The following is a 23573-nucleotide window of genomic DNA, read 5'->3' as shown; positions in this document are numbered from 1 at the left end:
CTGGATGCAGTCATCGTCGAACCCTTCAGTCGTGTGACTGGTCGGTCTGGCCGTTCAGCGCGGTCCGCACGAGGTCCTCGACATCCATCGCGTCGATGTCCTCCCCGCCGGGCCGCCCGGTCTCCTCCTGGCCCGCCAGCCGCCGCAGCTGGTCCAGCACCCCGGCCGCACGCAACCGGGCCGGCGGCACCGCGTCCAGCAGCGCATGCGGATCCAGCTCGCCGTTACCCGCACCATTGCCGCTGCCGCGCGGCGGTTCCGGCAGCAGCTGCCCGAGCAGGTGCCCGGCCAGGTCCTCCGGGGTCGGGTAGTCGAAGGCCAGGGTGACCGGGAGGCTGAGCCCGGTCGCCTCGCCGAGCTGGTTACGCAGGTCCATCGCGGTCAGCGAGTCGAACCCGAGGTCGGCGAAGGCCCGGTCCGCCGGTACCGCCTCGGTGTGCCCGAGCACCACGGCCACCCGGTCGGTGACCAGCTCCACCAGCGTCTGCCGGCGCTCGGCCGCGGGCAGGCCGAGCAGCCGCTCGCGCAGCCGGGCGGCGTCCTGCTGGTCCCGCCCGCCCTTGCCGTGCCGCCGCGCGGCCGCCAGTGCGACCCGTGCCTCGGCGAGGCCGTCCAGCAGCGGGCTCGGCCGGGAGGCGGTGAAGGCTGGGGCGAACCGGTCCCAGGCGACCTCGGCCACCGTGGTCACCGCCTCCCCACCGGCGACGACCCTGCCCAGCACGGCGAGGGTGAGCTCAGGCTGCATCGGGAGCAGGCCGTTCAGCCGCAGGTGTGCCGCGCCGCCATGGTGGCCCTCCAGTGGGCCGAGTGCGACGGCGGTCGCCGGGGCGCCGCGCAGCTGCCGCCGCCGCGCGAGCCCGGACAGGTAGGCCGAGGCCGCGGCCTCCCGCTCGTGCCCGGCCATGCCCAAGGCACCGGCGAGCGAGCCGAGCAGAACGAAGGCCTCGGTACCGCGCGCGCCGAGCAGGTCGTCCAGGTGCTCGGCTGGCGCAACCGCGGCCCGCAGGGCGGCGCCTGGCCCGGCCTCAAGGTCGGCGGGCAGCGCGCCGACGATCACCCCGCCCAGCCGGTCGGGCAGCCCGGCGAGCAGGCCGGCCAATGCCGCGCGGTCGGCAAGGTCGCAGGGAACGAGGGTCAGGTCGATACCGAGTTCCGCGGCGAGCCCGGCCGGGTCCCCGGCGGGCGCACCACCCGCGAGCACCACCCGTTCGGCGCCGGTGGTGGCGAGCCAGCGCAGCACGGGCCCGGCGAGCTCGGCCCCGGCGCCGGCCACCAGCACGGTGCCCGCCGGGCTCCAGTGCCGCTCGGTCGCCAGCCCGGCCCTGGTGAGCCGGTGGGCGAACACCCCGGACGGGCGCAACACGGCCTGGTCCTCGCCCAGCCCGGCGAGCACGGCGGTGAACCCGGCCGGTACGGCACCCTCCAGCGTCTCTGGCAGGTCGACCAGCCCGCCCCAGCGCCGCGGCTGGTCCAGGGCGCAGGCCCGGCCCGCGCCCCAGAGCGCGGCCTGGCCGGGATCACCGGGATCCGCGGAGTCCGCGGGGTCACCCTCCGGGAAGGCGCCGCGGGTCACGCACCACAGCGGGGCGGTGACCCCGGCCTCGGCGAGGGTGTCCAGCAACACCGAGGGCCAGGCCCATTCCCGTTCCCGGCCGGTGCCAAGGAAGGACACCACCCCGGCGGGTCCGGCCTCCAGCAGGGCGAGCTCTCCGGCCAGGGTCTCCCGGTCGGATGCGGCCACCGGGTACACGCTGCCGCGCAGCGCCCCTACCGCGGCACTCAGCCAGGGGTCCTCCGCCCAGCCCGCCGGCAGCAGCGCCAGCCAGCTGCCGTCCAGTTCCGCCGTGGCGGGCAGGGTCACCGGCTGCCGGGTGTGCCGGTAGCACCAGTCCCCGGTCGCCTGCCGTTCCCGCCGGGCCCGCCGCCAGGCGGAGAGCGCGGGCACCACCGCGGTGAGCGCGCCGGGGTCGAGGTCAAGCTCCGCGGCGAGCGAGTCCACATCGGACTTTTCGATGGCGGTCCAGAACCCGGCATCCGCGGGGTCGGCCGCGGGGCGCGCGGCGGGTACCGCCACCTCCGGCCAGTACCGGCTGCGCTGGAAGGCATAGGTCGGCAGGTCCGCGCACGGGCCGCGGCCGAAGTAGGCCGCCCAGTCCACCCCGGCCCCGCGGGCGTGCAACGCGCCGAGCGCGGTGAGCAGGGCGGTGCCCTCCTCCCGGTCCGCGCGCTGCGCGGGGACCAGCAGGACGCGGTCCCGCTCCTGCTCGGCCAGGTTCTGCTGGGCCATGGCGCACAGCACGCCGTCCGGGCCGACCTCGAGGAACACCTCGGCACCCTCCGCGCGCAGGGTGCGTATCCCGGCGGCGAAGCGCACGGTGTCCCTGGCGTGGCCGACCCAGTAGTCCGGGGAGCACAGCTGCGCGGCGGTGGCAGGTTCCCCGGTGCGATTGGACACCACCGGCAGCGCAGGCGGCCGGTAGTCCAGGCCGGCCGCGACCCGGCCGAACTCGGCGAGCATCGGTTCCACCAGCGGGGAGTGGAAGGCGTGGCTGACCCGCAGCCGGGTGCAGCGCCTGCCCCGGTCAGCCAGGGTGGCGGCGATCCCGGCGACCGCGGCCTCCTGCCCGGACAGCACCACGGACTCCGGGCCGTTCACCGCGGCGATGGAGACCCGCTCGTCCAGCAGTGCGGCCACCTCCTCCTCGGGGGCCCGCACGGCCACCATGGCCCCGCCTGCGGGCAGCGCCTGCATCAGTTCGGCCCGCGCGGTCACCAGCGCGCAGGCGTCGGCGAGGGAGAGCACCCCGGCCACATGCGCCGCGGTGAGCTCGCCGATCGAATGGCCTGCCACCTGGTCCGGGCGCAGACCCCAGGACTCCAGCAACCGCAACAGCGCCACCTCGAAGGCGAACAGCGCCGGTTGCGCCCGACCGGTGCGGGTGAGCGCGTCCGGATCGGCGCCCCACATCACCTCCCGCAGCCCTGGTTCCAGCCGCGCCAGGGTTTCGTCGAGGGCATCGGCGAACACCTCGTGGCGCTGGTACAGCCGCCTGCCCATGCCGAGCCGCTGCGAGCCCTGCCCGGAGAACAGGAAGGCGATCCCGCCGCCGGTGCGGGCGGTGTCCCGCGCCACCTCCACGGTCGAGTCCACATCGGACAGAAGGACGGCACGGTGCGGCAGCGCGGCGCGTTCGGTGGCAAGGGCACGGCCGATGGCCGTCCTGGACTCATCCTTGCGGGCCGCGGTGTGCGCGGTGAGCCGGTCCAGCTGGGCGCGCAGGCCGTCCGCGGTCCGCGCGGACACCACCCAGGGCACCGGGCCGGGCTCGGTGTCCGCGGCGACGTCCCCGGCTTCGGGCTCGGCCGCCGGGGCCTGCTCCAGCAGCAGGTGGGCGTTCGTGCCGCTGATACCGAAGGCGGACACCCCGGCCCGGCGCGGCCTGTCTGCCGCCGGCCAGCCTTCCTGCTCGGTGAGCAGCCGGATCTCCCCGGCACTCCAGTCCACATGCGAGGACGGACTCTCGGCGTGCAGGGTCCGGGGCAGCAACCCGTGCCGCATCGCCAGCACCATCTTGAGCACGCCGGCCACTCCGGCGGCGCCCTGGGTGTGCCCGAGGTTCGACTTGATCGACCCCAGGTACAGCGGGGTGTCCCGGTCCTGCCCGTAGGTGGCCAGCAGGGCCTGCGCCTCCACCGGATCGCCGAGGGCGGTGCCGGTACCGTGCGCCTCCACCGCGTCGACCTCGGATGCGGACAGCCCGGCGTCGGCCAGCGCGGCCCGGATCACCCGTTGCTGCGCGGGCCCGTTCGGGGCGGTCAGCCCGTTGGACGCGCCATCGGAGTTCACCGCCGAGCCGCGGATCGTCGCCAGGATGCGGTGGCCGTTGCGGCGGGCGTCGGACAGCCGCTCCAGCACCAGCACCCCGGCGCCCTCCGCCCAGGCCGTGCCGTCGGCGCCATCGGCGAAGGCCTTGCACCGCCCGTCCGGCGCGAGCCCGCCCTGCAGGCTGAACTCCACGAAGGCGTCCGGGCTGGACATCACCGAGACCCCGCCGGCAAGGGCCAGCGAGCATTCCCCGGAACGCAGCGCCCGGCCTGCCCAGTGCAACGCCACCAGCGAGGCCGAGCAGGCGGTGTCCAGGGTGACCGCGGGCCCCTCCAGCCCGAGCAGGTAGGCGAGCCTGCCGGACAGCACGCTCGCGGTGTTTCCGGTGGCCACATGGCCGCCGATCCCGTCGGCCTCGCCCGCGGTCGCGGATTCGGCCGCGCGGCGCAGCATGGTCACGTAGTCCTGGCCGTTGGTTCCGACGAACACGCCGGTTCCGGTGCCGCGCAGGGCGGTGGGGTCCAGCCCGGCGCGTTCCAGTGCCTCCCATGCGGTCTCCAGCAGCAGCCGTTGCTGCGGGTCCATGGCCAGCGCCTCCCGCGGGGAGATGCCGAAGAACTCGGCGTCGAACTCGCCAACCTCGGGCAGGAAGCCGCCGTGCTGGGTGGCCGACCCGGTGGCCAGCGCGCCGAGGTCCCAGCCGCGGTCGGCGGGGAACCCGGAGATCGCGTCCCTGCCGTCAGCCAGCAGCTGCCACAGCTCATCAGGGGAGGACACCCCGCCGGGGAAGCGGCAGCCGATGCCGACCACCGCGATCGGTTCGGCCGCCTGCTGCGCGGTGCCTGCCGGGGCGGTGGCCTGCGGTGCCCGCGGGGTGTCCCCGGCCAGCTCGGCGGCCAGGAACGTGGCCAGCTCGCGCGGGGTCGGATGGTCGAACAGCAGGGAGGCAGGCAGCCGCAGCCCGGTGGCCGTGGCCAGCGCGTTGCGCAGTTCCAGCGCGGTGAGCGAGTCGAAGCCGAGTTGCAGGAACGGCCGCTGCACGTCCACCTCGCCGGGTTCGGCGTGACCGAGCACCACGGCCACCTGCTCACACAGCAGGTCCAGCAGCCGCCGGTCGCGCTGCGCGGCAGGCAACCCGGCCAGCCGCCGCTGCGGCTCCGGTGCGGGACCGCCGGTGGCCGGGCGTGCCCCGGGCAGTTCGGCCAGCAACGGTGCCGGCCGCAGCGCGGCCAGCACCGGCCCGAAGCGGGCCCAGTCGATATCGGCGATGGCGAGGGTGGGCTCGTCCTGTTCCACGGCGCCGCGCAGCGCGGGCAGCGCCAGCTCGGGTGGTAGCGGGGTGAGGCCGCCGCGGCGGATCCGCCCGGCCGCGGTCTCCCCGTCCACGGCCATCCCGGCCCCGGCCCACGGCCCCCAGCAGACCGCGGTGGCGGGCAGCCCCTCGGCGCGGCGGTGGGCGGCCAGCGCGTCCAGGTAGGCGTTGGCCGCGGCGTAGTTGCCCTGCCCCGCGGCGCCGAGCAACCCGGCGATCGAGGAGAACAGCACGAACGCGGACAGGTCCGCGCCCGCGGTCAGCTCGTGCAGGTGCCGCGCGGCCATGGCCTTGACCCGCAGCACGCGGGCGAACCGGTCCGGGGTCAGGCCGTCCACCACGCCGTCGTCCACCACCCCGGCGGCGTGGAACACCGCGGTGAGCGGCAGTTCGTCCGGGATGTCCGCGAGCACGGCGGCCAGCGCGTCCCGGTCGGCGACGTCGCAGGCGGCCAGCGTCACCCGCGCCCCGAGCTCGCCCAGTTCGGCGGCCAGTGCCGCCGCGCCGGGTGCCGCGCTCCCGCTCCTGCTGACCAGCAGCAGGTGCTGGGCCCCCTCCCTGGCCAGCCAGCGGGCGACCTGGCAGCCGATCCCGCCGGTGGCGCCGGTGACCAGCACGGTCGCGCCGGGGTGGAACGCGGGGCGTGGCCGCTCGCCGGTGTCGCGGGCGCGCACCAGCCTGCGGGCCAGCAGCCCGGACTCGCGCAGGGCCAGCTGGTCCTCCTCGCCGGTGAGGGCGGCGGCCAGCCTGCGCACCGCGTGCCGGTCCAGCGCGCCGGGCAGGTCGATCAGCCCGCCCCAGGCCGCAGGCCGCTCCAGCGCCACCGACCTGCCGAGGCCCCAGACCGCCGCCTGGGCGGGGTCCGGCGGGTCGTCGGCGACGGTGACCGGGACCGCGGCGCGGGTGAGGCACCACAGCGGGGCGGTGACCCCGGCATCGGCGAGGCCCTGCACGGCGGCCACGGCCATGGCCAGCGGGGCGGGCAGCTCCGGCCCGGTTTCCTCGCCGGTGGCCGCCGCAGGCAGGCAGAGCACCCCGGCGAGGTCCCCGGCCAGCTCGCGGGCCGGTTCGGCGATGGCGGCGCGCTCCGGCCAGGGGACGGTGAGCCGGACGGCGCGCTCGGCGAGCAGGTCCAGCAGCGGGTCCAGCCAGTCCGGTTCCGGCGCCCCGGCGGGCAGCAGCACCAGCCAGCGGCCCTGTGCCGCTGACCGCGCGGGGACCGGGCACGGCCGCCAGGCGATCCGGTAGCGCAGTTCGTCCAGTGTGGACCGGCGGTCCCTGCTCTCCCGCCAGCCTGCCAGTGCGGGTGTGATCGCCGCCGCGGTGTCCTCGTCCACGCCGAGCTCGGCGCTCAGGTAGGCGTGGTCCGCGCGGCGCACTGCGGCCCAGAAGTCCGCGTCCGCGCCGCCCGCGGGTCCCGGTCCCGGTTCCGGTTCCTGCGCCTCGGGCCAGAACCGTTCCCGCTGGAAGGGGTAGGTCGGCAGGTCCACCCTCGCGCCGCGGGGGAAGAAGGAGGCCCAGTCGATCGGCACGCCGCGCAGGTACAGCCCGCAGAGCGCACCGAGCAGCGCGGGCACCTCGGGGCGGTCCGCCCGCTGCGCGGGTACCGGCGCCGCGGCGGCCCGCTCGTCCTGCGCGCCGAGGGTCTCCGCCGCCATCCCGGACAGCACCGCGTCCGGGCCGAGTTCGAGGAAGGTGGAGACACCCCGCTCGGCAAGGGTGGCGATCCCGTCGGCGAACCGCACGGTCCGGCGCACCTGGCCCACCCAGTAGTCCGGGGAGCACAGTTCCCCGGCGGTGGCGAGCCGCCCGGTCACGGTGGAGACCACCGGGATCAGCGGCGGCGCGTAGCACACCCCTGCGGCGACCGCCGCGAACTCGGCGAGCATGTCGTCCATCAGCGGGGAGTGGAAGGCGTGGCTCACCCGCAGCCTGCGGGTACGCCTGCCGCGCTCGGCCAGTGTGGCGGCGGCGCGCAGCGTCTCCCGCTCCGCCCCGGCAAGTACCACCGCGTGCGGCCCGTTCACCGCGGCGATCGAAACCGGGCCGTCCGGATCACCCAGCAGCTCGGTGACCTCATCCTCGGTGGCCACCACGGCGACCATCGCCCCCGCGGTCTCCGGCAGCTCCTGCATCAGCCGGGCGCGGGCGGCGACCAGGGTGGCGGCGTCGGGCAGGGTGAGACACCCGGCCACATGAGCGGCGGCCAGCTCGCCGACGGAGTGCCCCGCGAGGTAGTCCGGCCGCAGTCCCCAGGACTCCAGCAGCCGGAACAGCGCTACCTCGAAGGCGAACAGCGCGGGCTGGGTGTAGCCGGTGTGGTCCAGCAGCCCGGCCTCGGTGCTGCCGTCCTCGGCGAACAGCAGCTCCCGCAGCGGCCGGTCCAGTTGCGGGTCCAGCTGCGCGATGACCTCGTCCAGTGCGCGGGCGAACGCCTCGAACCGCTGGTAGAGCTGCCTGCCCATACCGGGGCGTTGCGCGCCCTGGCCGGAGAACAGCACGGCGGTGCTGCCGCTGCCTGCCCGGCCACGGTGCAGCCCGGCCGCCGGGGCGTCCTCGCGCAGCGCGGTCAGGCCGCGTACCAGCTCCTCCGGCCCGTCCGCGAGGATCGCGGCGCGCTGCTCGAAACCGGCGCGGGTGGTGGCAAGGGCGCGGGCGAGGTCGGCGACCGGGGTGTCGGGCCGGTCGGCGAGCAGGTCGAGCAGGTCGGCGGCGCGGGCCCGCAGCGCCGGGGTGTCCCGTGCGGACACCAGCACCGGCACCGGTCCCGCCACCGGTTCGGCCGGTTCCGGCTCCCCGGTCTCCGGCGCCTGCTCCAGGATGGCGTGCACATTGGTGCCGCTCAGCCCGAACGAGGAGATGCCGGCCCGACGCGCCCGGCCGGTCTCCGGCCAGCCTGCCCGCTCGGTGAGCAGCTCGATCGCCCCGGAGCTCCAGTCCACATGGGAGGACGGGGTGTCCACGTGCAGGGTCGGGGGCAGCACCCCGTGCCGCAGCGCCTGCACCATCTTGATCACCCCGGCCACCCCGGAGGCCATCTGGGTGTGCCCGAGGTTCGACTTGACCGAACCCAGCAGCAGCGGCCGCTGCCGGTCCTGGCCGTAGGTCGCCAGCAGGGCCTGCGCCTCGATCGGATCACCGAGCGCGGTCCCGGTACCGTGCCCCTCCAGGGCGTCCACATCGGAGGGTTCGAGCCCGCAGGCCGCGAGCGCGTCGGTGATCACCCGCTGCTGCGCTGGCCCGTTCGGGGCGGTCAGCCCGTTGGAGGCGCCATCGGAGTTCACCGCGCTACCGCGCAGCACCGCCAGCACCGGATGCCCGTTGCGCCGCGCGTCGGACAGCCGCTCCAGCAGCACCACCCCGACACCCTCGGCAAGGGTCATCCCGTCCGCCGAGTCAGCGAAGGCCTTGCACCGCCCGTCCCCGGCGAGCACTCGTTGCCTGCTGAACCCGATGAACGCGGCCGGGGTGGCCATGATGCTCGCCCCGCCGGCGAGCGCGAGGTCGCTCTCCCCTGTGGCCAGCGAGCGCGCGGCCAGATGCAGCGCCACCAGCGAGGAGGAGCAGGCGGTGTCCACGGTGAGCGCCGGGCCCTCAAGGCCGAACAGGTAGGCAAGTCTTCCGGACAGCACGCTGGGCAGCGAGCCGGTGATCTGGTGCCCCTCGGCGCCGTCCACGGTGTGCGCGAGGCCGGTGCCGTAGTCCTGGTAGCTGGCACCGACGAAGGTGCCGGTGCGGCTGCCGCGCAGCCGGTGCGGGTCGAGACCGGCCCGTTCGAAGGCCTCCCACGCGGTTTCCAGCAGCAGCCGCTGCTGCGGGTCCATCGCCAGCGCCTCCCGCGGGGAAACCCCGAAGAAGGCGGCGTCGAACTCGGCGGCCTCGTGCAGGAAACCGCCCCGCACCGAGTAGGTGTGCCCGGCCCGGTCCGGGTCCGGATCGTACAGCTGCTCGGCCCGCCAGCCGCGGTCGGCAGGGAACGTGGAGGTGGCGTCCACGCCGTCCAGCAGCAGTTCCCACAGCCGCTCCGGCGAGTCCGCCCCGCCGGGGTAGCGGCAGCCCATCCCGACGATCGCGACCGGTTCCTCCGCGGTGAACACCCCGTCCGCAGGCGCGGTGCGTGCCGGGGCCCCGGCGCCGGACAGCCTGCCGTCGAGGAACCCGGCGAGGGCAAGTGGGTTCGGGTGGTCGAACACCATGGTGGCAGGCAGGTTCAGCCCGGTGCTCGCGGCGATCCGGTTGCGCAGGTCCACCGCGGTGACCGAGTCGAACCCGGCGTCCCGGAAGGCCCGGTTGCCTGGCAGGGCCTCGGCCGAGCCGTGGCCGAGCACCGCGGCGGCCGCGCCGCGCACCAGCTCGGCCAGCGTCCGGATCCGCTCGGCCCCGGACAGGGTGCGCAGCCGTCCGGCCAGCTCGCCACCCGCCCCTTCCGGTTCCGGCCCTGCCGCATCGGCCAGTGCCCGCACCGCGGGGATCTCGTCGAACAGCGTGGTCGGCCGGGCGGAGGTGTAGACAGGGTGGTAGCGGCCCCAGTCGACGTCCGCGACGGCGATGGTGGTGTCGCCCGCGTCCAGGGCACGGCGCAGCCCGGCCAGCGCCGTGCGCGGGTCCATGAACTCCAGCCCGCTGCGCCGGATCTGCTCCGGGTCCACCCGGCCCAGTTCCCGGTCGTCGGCCCAGATCCCCCAGGAGAGCGCGGTGGCAGGCAGCCCGCAGGCTGCGCGCCGCTCGGCGAGGGCATGCAGGTAGGCATTGCCCGCCACGTAGGCGGCGTGCTGCCCGGTTCCCCACATCCCGGCCACCGAGGAGAACAACACGAACGCCTCCAGGTCCGCGCCGAACACCCGGTCCAGGTTGGCGGCGCCGGTGACCTTGGCGTGCAGCACGCGCGCGAAGCCCGCCAGATCGGTCTCGGCCAGCGAGCACAGTTCGATCCGGGCGGCGGCGTGGATCACCGTGCGCACCTGGTGCCCGCGTTCGCTCAGGTCCGCGCGCAGCCGGGCGAGGGCATCGGCGTCGGTGACATCGCAGGCCACCACCTCGGCGGTGGCGCCGAGCTCGGCCAGCTCGCTCACCAGCTCCGCCGCGCGCGGGGACTCCGGGCCCGCGCGGCTGACCAGCACAAGATGTCCGGCGCCGTGTCCGGCCAGCCAGCGGGCCACATGCGGCGCGAGGGTTCCGGTGCCGCCGGTGACCAGGGTGCTGCCGCCGGGCCGCCACCGGCCCGGCGCGGCCACGACCGGGGCCGGCACCAGGCGCCGGGCGAGCAGCCCCGCCGGGCGCAGCGCGAGCTGGTCCTCCCCGGTGTCGCCGGCCAGCGCGGCGGCCAGCAGCCGCGCCCCCGCGGTATCCAATTCCTTGTCCATCGTGGACGGAAGATCCAGCACCCCGCCCCAGCGGCCGGGATGTTCCACCGCCGCGGTCCAGCCGAGCCCGGCCACCATGGCCTGCCCCGGATCGGCCACCGGGTCGCCCCGGCCGGTGCCCACCGCGCCCCTGGTGAGCAGCCACAGCGGCGCCTGCGCCCCGGCGTCGCCGAGTGCCTGCACCAGCGTCAGGCTCAGCGCCAGCCCGCCGGTCAGCTCCGGCTGCCGGGCACTCGGCGAGCCCGTCATGCCCGTGAGGGAGACGATCCCGGCGGCCTCCGGTGCGCCCTCGGCGGTCAGCAGCGCGGCCAGGCCGGCCCGGTCCGGCTCCGGGTCGTCCAGCCGCAGCAGGCGCGGCTCGGCGCCGTGCCCGGCGATGGCGGCGCCGAGCACCGCCGCGATGGCTTCCTGCTCCTCGTCCGCGGTGAGCAGCAGCCAGGTCCCGGCCAGTGCGGGCTGCGTACCGGCGGGCACCGGCAGCCACCGGATCCGGTATCGCCAGGAGTCCGCGACGGCCTCGTGGGTGCGTTGCCTGCGCCAGCCGGACAGCGCGGGCAGTACGGTGGCCAGCGCCTGCTCGTCCACCTCGAGTTCGGCGGCCAGCGCGGCCGGATCGGCCTCGGCCAGCTCGCCCCAGGTGTCGTCCCCTTCCTGCCCTGCTCCGCCGCCGAGCGGCGCGCACGGCAGCCAGAATCCCTGGTGCTGGAAGGCGTAGGTTGGCAGTTCGACCCGGCGGGCGCCGGTGCCGTCGAACTCGTACGCCCAGTCCACCGGTACCCCGCGGACGAACGCCTCGGCCAGCGAGGTGAGCATCCGGTCCTGGCCGCCGTCGTCCCGGCGCAGGGTGCCCGTGGCCACCACCTGCTCCCCGGCGTCCGCCGCGGTCTCCTGCACCGCGAAGGTCAGCACGGGATGCGGGCTGATCTCGAGGAAAGCCCGGTACTCCTGGCCCAGCAGGGCGCGGACGGCCGGTTCGAACCGGACGGTGCGGCGCAGATTGCGGTACCAGTAGTCGGCGTCCGCCTCGCCATCGGCCAGCCAGTCCCCGGTCAGGGTGGACAGCAGCGGCACCGCGGCGGCCCCCGGCCGGACCGGGGCGAGCTGCTCCAGCAGTTCCGCCCGCAGCGCGGCGACCTGCGGCGAGTGCGAGGCGTAGTCCACCGGGATCCGGCGCACCCGCACGTCCTCGGCGGAGAGCTCGGCCTGCAGGGCGTCCAGTGCCCGCGGCGAGCCGGAGACCACCACCGAACGCGGCCCGTTCACCGCGGCGATCGAGACCTCCCCGGCAGGCAGCCGCGGCTCGACCTCCTCCGGCGCCAGCGAGATCGACAGCATCCCGCCCGCACCGGCCAGCAGCCGGGCGATCGCGCGGCTGCGCAGTGCCACCACCCGCGCGCCGTCCTCGAGCGAGAGCGCACCGGCGACCACCGCCGCGGCGATCTCGCCCTGGGAGTGGCCGACCACCGCGTCCGGCAGCACCCCGTGGGAGCCCCATTCGGCGGCCAGCGACACCATCATCGCGAAGGAGGCGGGCTGCACCACGTCCACCCGCTCCAGCGAGGGCGCGTCCCCGGCCTGGCGCAGTACCTCCGGCAGGGACCAGTCCACGAACGGCCGCAGCGCCGCGGCGCACCCGGCGATCCGCGCGGCGAACACCGGGCAGGACTCCAGCAGGGCTGCGCCCATCCCGGCCCACTGCGAGCCCTGGCCGGGGAACACGAACACGGTGCGGCCGTCGAGATCGGCGGTGCCCGCCACCACCCCGGGGTGCGGCCGGCCACCGGCAAGGGCCGTCAGCCCGGCGGCCAGGTCCGCGCGCCTGCTGCCGAGCAGCACGGCCCGGTGCTCGAACAGCGACCGGGTGCGCAGCAGCGAGTTGCCGAGGTCGACCGGGTCGGCCTCCGGGTCCGCCAGGTAGGGCAACAGGTTACCGGCCTGCGACCGCAACGCGGCCGGGTCACGGGCGGACAGCACCAGCGGCACGATCTCCGGCCGCCGCCTGGCGGGTTCCGGCACGGCCTCGACCGCGGGTGGCTCCTCCAGCAGCAGGTGCGCGTTGGTGCCGCTGATGCCGAAGGAGGACACCGCGCACCGGCGGGGCCGCCCGGTGGCAGGCCAGTCGGCCGGGCCGCCGAGCGGCGCCACCGTGCCCGCGCTCCAGTCCACCTGCGGCGAGGGCTGTTCGGCGTGCAGGCTGCGCGGCAGCACGCCGTGCCGCATGGCAAGCACCATCTTGATCACTCCGGCGATGCCGGCCGCCGACTGGCTGTGCCCGATGTTGGACTTTATCGAGCCGAGCAGCAGCGGCCTGCCATCCGGCCGATCCGCACCGTAGGTCGCCTGCAGGGCCTGCACCTCGATCGGATCGCCGAGGGCGGTACCGGTTCCGTGCGCCTCCACCGCGTCGATATCCGATGTGGACAGATGGGCGTTGGCGAGGGCCTGCCGGATCACCCGTTGCTGGGAGCGTCCGTTCGGGGCGGTGAGGCCGTTGGATGCGCCATCGGAGTTGATCGCCGAGCCGCGGACCACGGCCAGCACCGGATGCCCGTTACGGCGTGCGTCGGACAGCCGCTCCACCACCACGATGCCGACGCCCTCGGCCAGCGCCATCCCGTCCGCGGCCGCGGAGAAGGGCTTGCACCGGCCGTCCGGGGCCAGCGCGCGCTGCCTGCTGAAGGCGATGAACGGCCCCGGGGTGGTCATCACGGTCACCCCGCCCGCGACGGCGAGCGAGGTTTCCCCGTTGCGCAGCGACTGCGCGGCCAGATGCAGTGCCACCAGCGAGGAGGAGCAGGCGGTGTCCACGGTGACCGCGGGCCCCTCGAGGCCGAACACGTAGGCCAGCCTGCCGGAGAGCACGCTCGGGATGGTGCCGGTGACCACGTGGCCGAGCAGGTCGGTGCCTTCGGAACCGGCTGCGCCCGCCGACCCCTCACCGTACTGGGCGTAGCTGGAGCCGATGAACGATCCGGTGCGGCTGCCGCGCAGGCAGACCGGGTCGATCCCGGCCCGTTCGAAGGCCTCCCAGGTGGTCTCCAGCAGCAGCCGCTGCTGCGGGTCCATGCCCAGCGCCTCACGCGGCGAGATGCCGAAGAAGCCGGGGTCGAACCGGTCGGCGTCGTGCAGGAAGCCACCGCGGGTGGTGTAGGTGGTGCCTGGCTGGTCCGGGTCGGGGTGGTAGGCCACGGCGGACTCCCAGCCGCGGCCGCCGGGGAAATCGGAAAGGGCCTCGGTTCCGGAAGCCAGCAGCTGCCACAGCTGGTCCGGGTCGCCGACCTCGCCGGGGAACCGGCAGCTCATCCCGACGATGACGATCGGATCCTCGCCCGCGGCCGTGGCCGTGGCCACCGGTTCCGCCCCGCTCCCCGCGGCGCCGCCAAGCTCCGCGCGCAGGTACCTGGCCAGCTCCAGCGGGTTCGGGTGGTCGAAGACCAGCGTGGTCGGCAGCACCAGCCCGGTCAGCGTGCACATCCGTTGCCGCAGCTCGACCGCGGTCAGCGAGTCGAACCCGATCTCGGTGAACGCGCGCCGCTCGGCCACCGCCTCGGCGCCCTCGTGACCGAGCACTGCGGCTGCCTCGGTGCGCACGATGCTCACCAGCAGGCGTTCCTGTTCGCTCTCCGGCAGCCCGGCCAGCCGCCCGGCCAGCTCGGTCCCGGTGCCCTTCGCGGCGGACGCCTGTTGCCCGGCGACCTCGGGCAGGGCGGAGAGCAGGGCACTGGGCCGGGCCGTGGTGAACACCGGCGCGTAGCGGGCCCAGTCAATATCGGCCACGGTGACGGTGGTGTCCCCGTGCGCGAGGGCGCGGCCCAGCTCGGCCAGCGCGGGTCCCGGTGCCAGCCTGCGCAGCCCGCGCTGGGCGAACCGGCGGCTCTCCTCCTCGCCGGCGGCCATGCCGGTGTCCGCCCATGGACCCCAGGCCAGGCAGGTCGCGGCCAGCCCGCGGGCGTGCCGCCGCTGTGCGAGCGCGTCCAGATAGGCGTTCGCCGCCGCGTACCCGGCCTGCGCCCCGCTGCCCAGTACCCCGGCGATCGACCCGAACAGCACGAAGAGGTCCAGTTCCCGCTCGCCGAGCAGGGCGTCCAGGTTCGCCGCTCCACCGGCCTTGGCTGCCATCGCGGTCGCCAGCTCGGCCGGCCCGGTCTCGGCGAGTGGCCGGAACTCACTCACCCCGGCCGCGTGCACCACACCGGTCAGCGGGGTGTCCCCCGGTATCGCGTCCAGCACCGCGGCCAGTGCCGCGCGGTCGGCGACATCGCAGGCCAGGATGTCCACCTCGGCCCCGAGCTCGGTCAGCTCGGCACGCAGCTCGGCCACCTGCGGCGCGTCCTCGCCGCGGCGGCTGGTCAGCACCAGGCGCGGCGCGCCCGCACCGGCCAGCCACCTGGCGGCCTCCGCGCCGAGGCCGCCGGTGCCGCCGGTGACCAGCACGGTGCCCCGGACCGCCGGTGCGCCGGCCTGCGTACCGGCCGGGTCGGGCAGCAGGCGCCTGCCGAGGACCCCTTCCGCCCGCACGGCCAGCTGGTCCTCGCCGGGAAGCCCGCCCGCCAGTACGGCGGCGAGCCGCCGTACGGCTGGTTCCGGCAGGCCGGAAGGCAGGTCCACCAGGCCGCCCCAGCCGCCGGGGTACTCCAGTGCCGCGGTCCGCCCGTAGCCCCATACCGCGGCCTGTTCCGGATCGGTCTCCTCGTCGTCGTCCCGCGCGCGCACCGCACCGCTCGTCACAGTCCACAGTGGAGCTTCGAGTCCGGATTCGGCCAGCGCCCGCAGCAGGGTGTGGGTGGCGGCCAGCCCGGCGCCGAGCTCAGGATGGCTGCCGCAGGGACGCCGATCCAGCGCCACCGTGGACAGCACCCCGCTCAGCTCGCCCGGTGCACCGGGCCCGGCCAGGGTGCCCGCGAGTTCGGCCGGGCCGGTGCGGTCGGTGTCCAGCTCCAGTTCCCGCACCTCGGCGCCCCGCTCGCGCAACGCGGTGGCCAGCCGTTCGGCGCGTTCCCCGCCTTCCGGGGTGGTGACCAGCAGCCAGTGCCCGGTCAGCTGTCCCGGGGCGGGCTCGGGCAGGGTGGTCCATCCGATGCGGTAGCGCCAGGAGTGTTCCCGGCCGCGCTGCCGGCCGGACGGCTGGGGCCAGTAGGTCTCGTGCTGGAAGGGATAGGTGGGCAGGTCGACCCGGCGTGCGCCGCTGCCCGCGAAGTAGCCTGGCCAGTCCACCGTCCCGCCGCGCAGGTGTATCCGCGCCAGCGCGGTGGCCAGGGCGGCCTCCTCGGGCCTTCCCTCGCGCAGTACCGGGATCAGCGCCGCGTCGGCCTCCGCGCCGAGGGTGTCCGCCGCGGCCGCGGACAGCGAGCCGTCCGGGCCGAGCTCGACGAAGGTGGTGGCACCGAGCCCGGCGAGGGTGGTCACCGCGTCGGCGAACCGCACCGAGTGCCGGGCCTGCTCGACCCAGTAGCCCGGCGAGCACAGCAGCTCGGCAGGCAGCGGCTCGCCGGTTCTGGTGGACACCACGGGGATCGCGGGCTGGGCGTAGCTCAGGCCCTCGGCGGTCCAGCGCAGCTCGGCCAGGACCGGGTCCATATGCGGGGAGTGGAAGGCATGGCTCACCCGCAGCCTGCGGGTCTTGCGACCGCGCGCGGCGAACCCGGCCGCGACCTCCAGCACCGCATCCTCGTCCCCGGCGATCACCACGGCCGATGGTCCGTTCACCGAGGCGATCTCGACCGAGCCCGCGGGCAGCTCGGCCAGCGCCGCGTGCAGTTCCCGCTCGCTCGCGCGTACCGCCACCATGGCGCCGGTCGCGGGCAGTGCCTCCATCAGCCGGGCCCTTGCGGCCACCAGTGTGCAGGCGTCCGCCAGCGACAGCACGCCCGCGACGTGGGCGGCCGCGAGCTCGCCGATGGAGTGCCCCGCAAGGTAGTCCGGCCGCACCCCCCAGTGCTCCAGCAGCCGGAACAGCGCCACCTCGACGGCGAACAGCGCGGGCTGGGTCCAGCCGGTGCGGTCCAGCAGCTCCGCCTCCGCGCTCCCCTCGGCGGCGAACAGCACCTCGGCGGGCGGCCGGTCCAGGTGGGGCCGCAGTGCGGCCAGCACCTCGTCCAGCGCGGCGGCGAAGGCGGGAAAGCGATCGTAGAGCTCGCGGCCCATACCGGGGCGCTGGCCGCCCTGACCGGCGAACAGCAGCGCGATCCTGCCGCCGGGAACGGCCTCGTCGGCCAGCACCGCCGGGTCCGGCCTGTTGTCGGCCAGCGCGGCGAGTGCCGCGCGCGCGAGCTCCCGGTCGCCGGACACCACCGCGGCGCGGCGTTCGAAGTGGGATCTGGTGGTGGCGAGGGAGAACGCGAGGTCGGCGGGCGCCACCTCCGGCTGCTGATCCATTGTGGACAGCAGGAGGGTGGCCTGGTCGCGGAGCGCGGCCGCGCTCCGGGCGGACAGCACCAGCGGCGTGGCCGCGGGCTCCGGTCCGGCAGCGGGCGCCGCGGGTTCGGGTTCTGGGGCCTGCTCCAGGACGGTGTGCACATTGGTGCCGCTGAACCCGAAGGAGGACACCGCGGCCCGGCGCGGCCGGTCCGCCCGTGGCCATTCGGCTGGTTCGGACACCACCCTGACCGCGCCCGCGGTCCAGTCCACCTGGCTGGAGGAGGTTTCCGCGTGCAGGCTGCGCGGCACCTGACCGTGCCGCATGGCCTGCACCATCTTGATCACACCGGCCACCCCGGCCGCGGCCTGAGTATGCCCGAGGTTCGACTTGACCGAACCGAGCAGCAGCGGGGTGTCCCGGTCCTGGCCGTAGGTCGCCAGCAGGGCCTGCGCCTCGATCGGGTCACCCAGCGCGGTACCGGTGCCGTGCCCCTCCACCACATCGACCTCCGATGTGGACAGCCGGGCGGCGGCGAGCGCTTCGGTGATCACCCGTTGCTGGGCGAGGCCGTTCGGGGCGGTCAGCCCGTTGGATGCGCCGTCGGAGTTCACTGCGCTGCCGCGCACCACGGCCAGCACCGGATGCCCGTTGCGCCGCGCGTCGGACAGCCGCTCCAGCACCAGCACCCCCACGCCCTCGGACCAGCCGACCCCGTCGGCGGCATCGGAGTAGGCCTTGCACCGGCCGTCCGGGGACAGCCCGCGCTGGCGGGAGAACTCGATGAACGGCGCGGGGGTGGCCATCACGGTCACCCCGCCTGCCAGTGCCAGCGAGCACTCCCCCGCGTGCAGCGCCCGCATGGCCCAGTGCAGCGCGACCAGCGAGGAGGAGCAGGCGGTGTCCACGGTCACCGCGGGTCCCTCGAGCCCGAGCAGGTAGGAAACCCGGCCGGAGGCCACGCTGGCGGAGCTGCCGGTGCCGAGGTGGCCCTCGAACTCGGACCCGGAGAGCACGGCGCCGTAGTCCCCGTACATCACCCCGGCGAACACGCCGGTCCGGCTGCCGCGCAGCGCGTGCGGGGCGATCCCCGCGCGTTCCACCGCCTCCCAGGAAGTCTCCAGCAGCAGCCGCTGCTGGGCGTCGGTGGCCACCGCCTCGCGCGGGCTCATCCCGAAGAACGCGGGGTCGAACTCGCCTGCCTCGTGCAGGAACCCGCCGGAGCGGGTGTAGGAGGTGCCGGGATGGTCGGGGTCGGGGTGGAACAGCGAGCCGAGGTCCCAGCCCCGGTTGGCAGGAAAGCCGGAGATGGCGTCCCCGCCCTCGCTGACCAGACGCCACAGGTCCTCAGGGGACCGCACCCCACCGGGGTAGCGGCAGCTCATCCCGACGATGGCGATCGGCTCCTCGGTGGCGGCAGGCACCGGTTCGGCCGCGAGCGCTGGAGCGGTGCCGGTCGCCTGCCGCACCAGGTGACCGGCCAGCGCGCTCGCCGTGGGGTGGTCGAACACCACCGTGGGGGCCAGCCGCAGCCCGGTCGCCGCGCTGAGCCGGTTGCGCAGCTCGACCACGGTCAGCGAGTCGAAGCCGAGGTCGGCGAAGGCACGCTGCGGGTCGACAGCCTCGGTCCCGCCGTGCCCGAGTACCGCGGCGACCTGCTCGCGCACCAGCTCCAGCGCGGCCTCCCCGCGCCGGGCCGGATCCAGCTCACGCAGCCCGCCGCCGGTGGCTGCGGTGCCTGCCGCCGCGCGGCGGGCCACGCCTGGCACCAGGTCACGCAGCACCGCGGGCACCGTGCCGAGGGCGCGCAGTGCGGCCAGGTCCAGCCGTACCGGCGCCACCACCGGCTCGCCGGTGCGCAGCGCCGCGTCGAACAGCGCGAGCCCGTGCGCCACCGGCAGCGGCGGGGTGCCGAGCCTGCGCAGCCTGCGCGCGCTGTCCGCGCCGAGCCTGCCGGTCATGCCCTCGTCCTGCTCCCACGGGCCCCAGGCAAGGGAAACGGCGGGCAGCCCATCGGCCCGGCGGGACGCCGCCAGCGCGTCCAGGAAGGCGTTGCCCGCCGCGTAGTTGGCCTGCCCCGCTGCGCCGAGGATGCCGGCCACCGAGGAGAACAGCACGAAGGCGGCCAGGCCGGTGTCCCTGGTCAGCTCGTGCAGGTTCCATGCGGCGTCCACCTTGGGCCGCAGCACGGTGGTCAGCCGCTCCGGGGTGAGCGAGGAGAGCACTCCGTCGGCGAGCACCCCGGCCGCGTGCAGCACGGCGGTCACCGGATGCTGCCGCGGCACCGCGGACAGCGCCTCGGCCAGGGCCGCCCGGTCGGCGGCGTCGCAGGCCACCACGGATGGTGCGGCACCCAGCCCGGTCAGCTCCGTCACCAGCTCGGCGGCGCCAGGGGCCGCCGCGCCGCTGCGGCTGAGCAGCAGCAGATGCCGCACCCCGTGCTCGGTGGCGAGATGCCGGGCGAGCAGGGCGCCGAGCCCGCTGGTGCCGCCGGTGATCACCACGGTGCCCTCGGGGTCCCAGGCGCCTGCGTCTGCCGGCTCCGGCGGCACCCTGGCCAGCCGGGCGGCCAGCGGCACGCCGTCCCTGAGCGCGACCTGCGGTTCGTCCAGGCCGATGGCGGCCAGGAGCTGCCCGGGCTCGGCGTCCCGGTCCAGGTCGAGCAGCCCGAACCGGCCGGGGTGCTCGGCCTGCGCGGTGCGCACCAGCCCGCATACGGCCGCGGCGGCCGGGTCCGCCTGCGGGGTGGTGGCGCCCCGGGTGAGCACCACGAGGCGGCTGTCCGGGAAACGGTCCTCGGCCAGCCAGGCCGTCAGGGTGGCGAGCACCGAGCCGGTCAGTTCCCTTGCCCTTGCCGACGGTTCCGCGGTGGGGTCCCCGGACACCGGGAACACCACGGTCGCGGGTATCTCCCCGGTCGCCAGCTCGTCCAGGTCGGCACCGGCGGGGCAGCCGAGGGTGCCTGCCAGGTCGAACGGGTCCGGCCCGAGCACCGCGATGCCCTCGGCCGCCGCCGAGCGGGGCACCTCGGTCCAGACCGGCCGGTACAGGTCCCGCCCGGGGTGCGCCGGGTCCGCCTCCTGCTGGTCCGGGGCGCGCAACACCAGCGAGTCCACCTCGGCCACCGGCTCCCCGCCGGGATCCGCGAGCTGCACCGCGAGCCGGTCACCTTCCGGCACCAGCCGCACCCGCACGGCCCGCGCGCCGGTGGCGTGCAACCGGGCGCCCGACCAGGAGAACGGCAGCCCACCGGCGGCGCTCTGGTCCAGTTCGGCGCAGGCCGCGGCGTGCAGCGCGGCGTCCAGCAGTGCCGGATGCAGCCCGAAGGCTCCGGCGTCCTCCGCCACCGCGGCGGGCAACTCGGCCTCGGCGAAGACCTCGCCAGCGCGCCGCCAGACCGCGCGCAGGCCCTGGCAGGCGGGCCCGTATCGCAGGCCCGCATCGGCCAGCCGCTGGTAGAGCCCGGTGAGGTCCACCGGTTCGGCCCCCGCCGGCGGCCACTGCCGCGCGCCGAAGGTGCCCGGTCGCGCCCCGGTGGTCAGTACGCCGGTGGCGTGCTGGGTCCAGGGCAGTTCCTCGGTGTCGTCGGGGCGGGCGTAGATGCCGAAGGAGCGGCCGCCGTCGGCGGCCGGGCCGTCGACGCGCAGCTGTAGTTGCACCCCGCCCTGTTCGGGCAGCGGCAGTGGCGCGGTCATGGTCAGCTCGGCCACCTGGTCGCAGCCGACCTCGTCCCCAGCCCGGATCGCCAGCTCCAGCATGGCGGCCCCTGGCAGCAGCACCGTATCGCCCACCAGGTGGTCGGCGAGCCAGGGCTGGGAGCGCACGGACAGCCTGCCGGTGAGCACGGTGCCCGCGGACCCGGCGAGGGACACGGCCGCGGACAGCAGCGGATGCCTGGCCGCGCCGAGACCGGCGGCCCGCAGGTCACCCGCGGCCGCCATCCCGTCCCGCGGCCAGAACCGGCGGCGCTGGAAGGCGTAGGTCGGCAGCTCCACCTCGCGGGCACCGGTGCCCGCGAAGTAGTCCGCCCACCGCACCGGCAGGCCGCGGGTGTGCAGCCCGGCCACGGCGGTGGTGAGCGTGGCGGCCTCGTCCCGTTCGGGGCGCAGCGCGGGCAACGCCGTGCACTCCATGGACTCCGGCTCGCCGCGCTCCGCCGCGGCGCAGTCCTGCGTCAGCCCGGTGAGGGTGCCGTCCGGCCCGAGCTCGAGGAAGGCGGTGGCCCCGTGCCGGCGCAGCCAGCGCACTCCGTCGGCGAACCGCACGGTCTCCCGCAGCTGCCGCGCCCAGTAGTCCGCCGAGCCCAGTTCGGCGACCGTGGCGGGTTCCCCGGTGCGGCCGGACACGATCGGAATCAGCGGCTCGCGCGCGGTCAGGCCCGCCACCACCGCGCGGAACGGTTCCAGCACCGGGTCCATCTGCGGGGAGTGGAAGGCATGGGACACCGCCAGCCTGCGCACCCGCCTTCCGTCCCGCCGCAACCGCGCGGCCAGCTCGGCCACCGCCTGCTCCTCACCGGAGAGCACCACCGACTCCGGGCCGTTCACCGCGGCGATCGCCACCCGCCCGGCCAGGCCGGACAGCAGCGGGCGCAGCTCATCCTCGGTGGCCTGGACCGCGGCCATCCCGCCGCCCGCCGTGGCCAGGTCCCGCATCAGCGTGCCCCGCGCGGTCACCAGCCGCGCGGCATCCGGCAGCGAGAACACCCCCGCCGCCTGCGCCGCGGCCAGCTCGCCCACCGAGTGGCCGAGCAGGAAGTCCGGGACGATCCCCCAGGACTCCAGCAGCCGGTGGAGCGCGATCTCGAGCGCGAAGAGCGCGGGCTGGGCGTGCTCGGTCCGCGCGAGCTCCGCGGCGTCCTCGCCCCACAGCACCGGGCGCAGCGGGTGTTCCCGGTGCCGGTCGAGTTCGGCGATCACCTCCTCCAGTGCCTCGGCGAACACCGGGAACCGCGCGCTCAGCTCCCGCCCCATCCCGAGCCGCTGGCCGCCCTGCCCTGCGAAAAGCAGCGCCAGCCGGGGCCTGCCCCGCGCGGAGCCCTGTACCAGGGCAGGGCCCTGGCCGGCGCCCTCGGCCAGGGCCGCCAGCGCACCGGCCGCCTCGGTCCGGTCGGCGGCCACCACCACCGCGGTGTGCTCGAACCGGGAGCGGCCGGTGGCCGCCGAGAACGCCACATCGAGCAGGTTCCGCTCGCCCACCGTGGTGGCCAGCCGGGCGGCCTGCGCCCGCAGCGCCTCCCGGCCGCGGGCGGAGACCAGCAGCGGGACCGGGCCCACCGGTTCCGGTTCCGGCCGCGGTTCGGTGGCAGGGGCCTGCTCCAGCACGGCATGCGCGTTGGTGCCGCTGAGGCCGAAGGAGGACACGCCGGCCCGGCGCGGCTCGCCGGAGTCCGGCCACGGCTGGTTCTCGGTCAGCAGCCGGACCTGGCCCGCGGACCAGTCCACGTGGGTGGACGGCCGGTCCACGTGCAGGGTCTTCGGCAGCACCCCGTGCCGCATCGCCTGCACCATCTTGATCACCCCGGCCACCCCGGCGGCGGCCTGGGTGTGGCTGATGTTCGACTTGACCGAGCCGAGCAGCAGCGGCCGGCCGGCAGGCCGGTCGCGGCCGTAGGTGGCCAGCAGCGCCTCGGCCTCCACCGGGTCGCCGAGGGTGGTGCCGGTGCCGTGCGCCTCGACGGCGTCGATCTGTTCCGGGGACAGCCTGGCGTCCACAAGGGCCTGTTCGATCACCCGTTGCTGGGCCGGCCCGTTCGGCGCGGTCAGCCCGTTGGACGCGCCGTCGGAGTTCACCGCGGAGCCACGGACCACGGCAAGGACCCGGTGCCCGTTGCGCTGAGCTTCGGAAAGCCGCTCCAGCATCAGCACGCCTGCGCCCTCAGACCAGCCGGTGCCGCTCGCGGAGTCGGCGAAGGAGCGGCAGTAGCCGTCCACGGCCAGCCCGCCCTGCTTGCTGAACTCCACGAAGGTCAGCGGGCTCGGCATCACGGTGACCCCGCCCGCCAGCGCCAGCGAGCACTCCCCCGCGCGCAGCGCCCTTGCGGCAAGGTGCAGGGAGACCAGCGAGGCCGAGCACGCGGTGTCCACGGTGACCGTGGGCCCGACAAGGCCGAGTACGTACGCCAGACGTCCGGAAAGGACACTGGTGGTGGTTCCGGTGAGCGCGAATCCGTCCACATTGTCCGCCGGTCCGACCCGGTAGTCCTGCGGGATCGCGCCGACGAACACCCCGGTCCGGCTGCCGCTGAGGGAAAGCGGGTCGATCCCGGCGTGCTCGACGGCCTCCCATGCGGACTCCAGCAGCACCCGCTGCTGTGGATCCATGGCCAGCGCCTCACGCGGCGAGATCCCGAAGAAGTCGGCGTCGAACATGGTGGCTTCGGAAAGGAAGCCGCCGGCCAGGGTCGCTGAGGAGTCCAGCGCGTCCAGCGACCAGCCCCGGTCACCCGGCAGCCCGGTGATCCCGTCCGCGCCGGACTCGACCATCCGCCACAGGTCGTCAGGGCCCGCGACCCCGCCGGGGTACCGGCAGCTCATGCCGACGATCGCGATCGGCTCGTGCGCCGCGGTTTCCAGCTCCTGTAACCGCTGCCGGGTCCGCTGCAGGTCGGCGCCCGCGCGCCGGAGGTAGTCCCGGAGGCGCTGCTCGTTATCCATGGTTATCGCCCATTCCGGACGGTGCTCGAGACTGTGCTTGTGCCGTACCCACCGCCGCGCC

At 75.7% G+C, this 23573-nt stretch carries 1 protein-coding gene; it reads right to left on the bottom strand.

Annotated elements, in window-relative coordinates; translation table 11 throughout:
* Nucleotides 1–25: 25 nt before the first annotated feature.
* Nucleotides 26–23512 (bottom strand): type I polyketide synthase, encoded by a 23487-nt coding sequence (locus tag KOI47_RS15555; RefSeq protein WP_216216671.1) that lies wholly within the window; start codon nucleotides 23510–23512, stop codon nucleotides 26–28.
* Nucleotides 23513–23573: the final 61 nt, after the last annotated feature.

Origin of the sequence: Amycolatopsis aidingensis (genome assembly GCF_018885265.1) — a bacterium.
Classification (GTDB): Bacteria; Actinomycetota; Actinomycetes; order Mycobacteriales; family Pseudonocardiaceae; genus Amycolatopsis; species Amycolatopsis aidingensis.
This window is presented reverse-complemented; position numbering and strand designations above follow the sequence as displayed.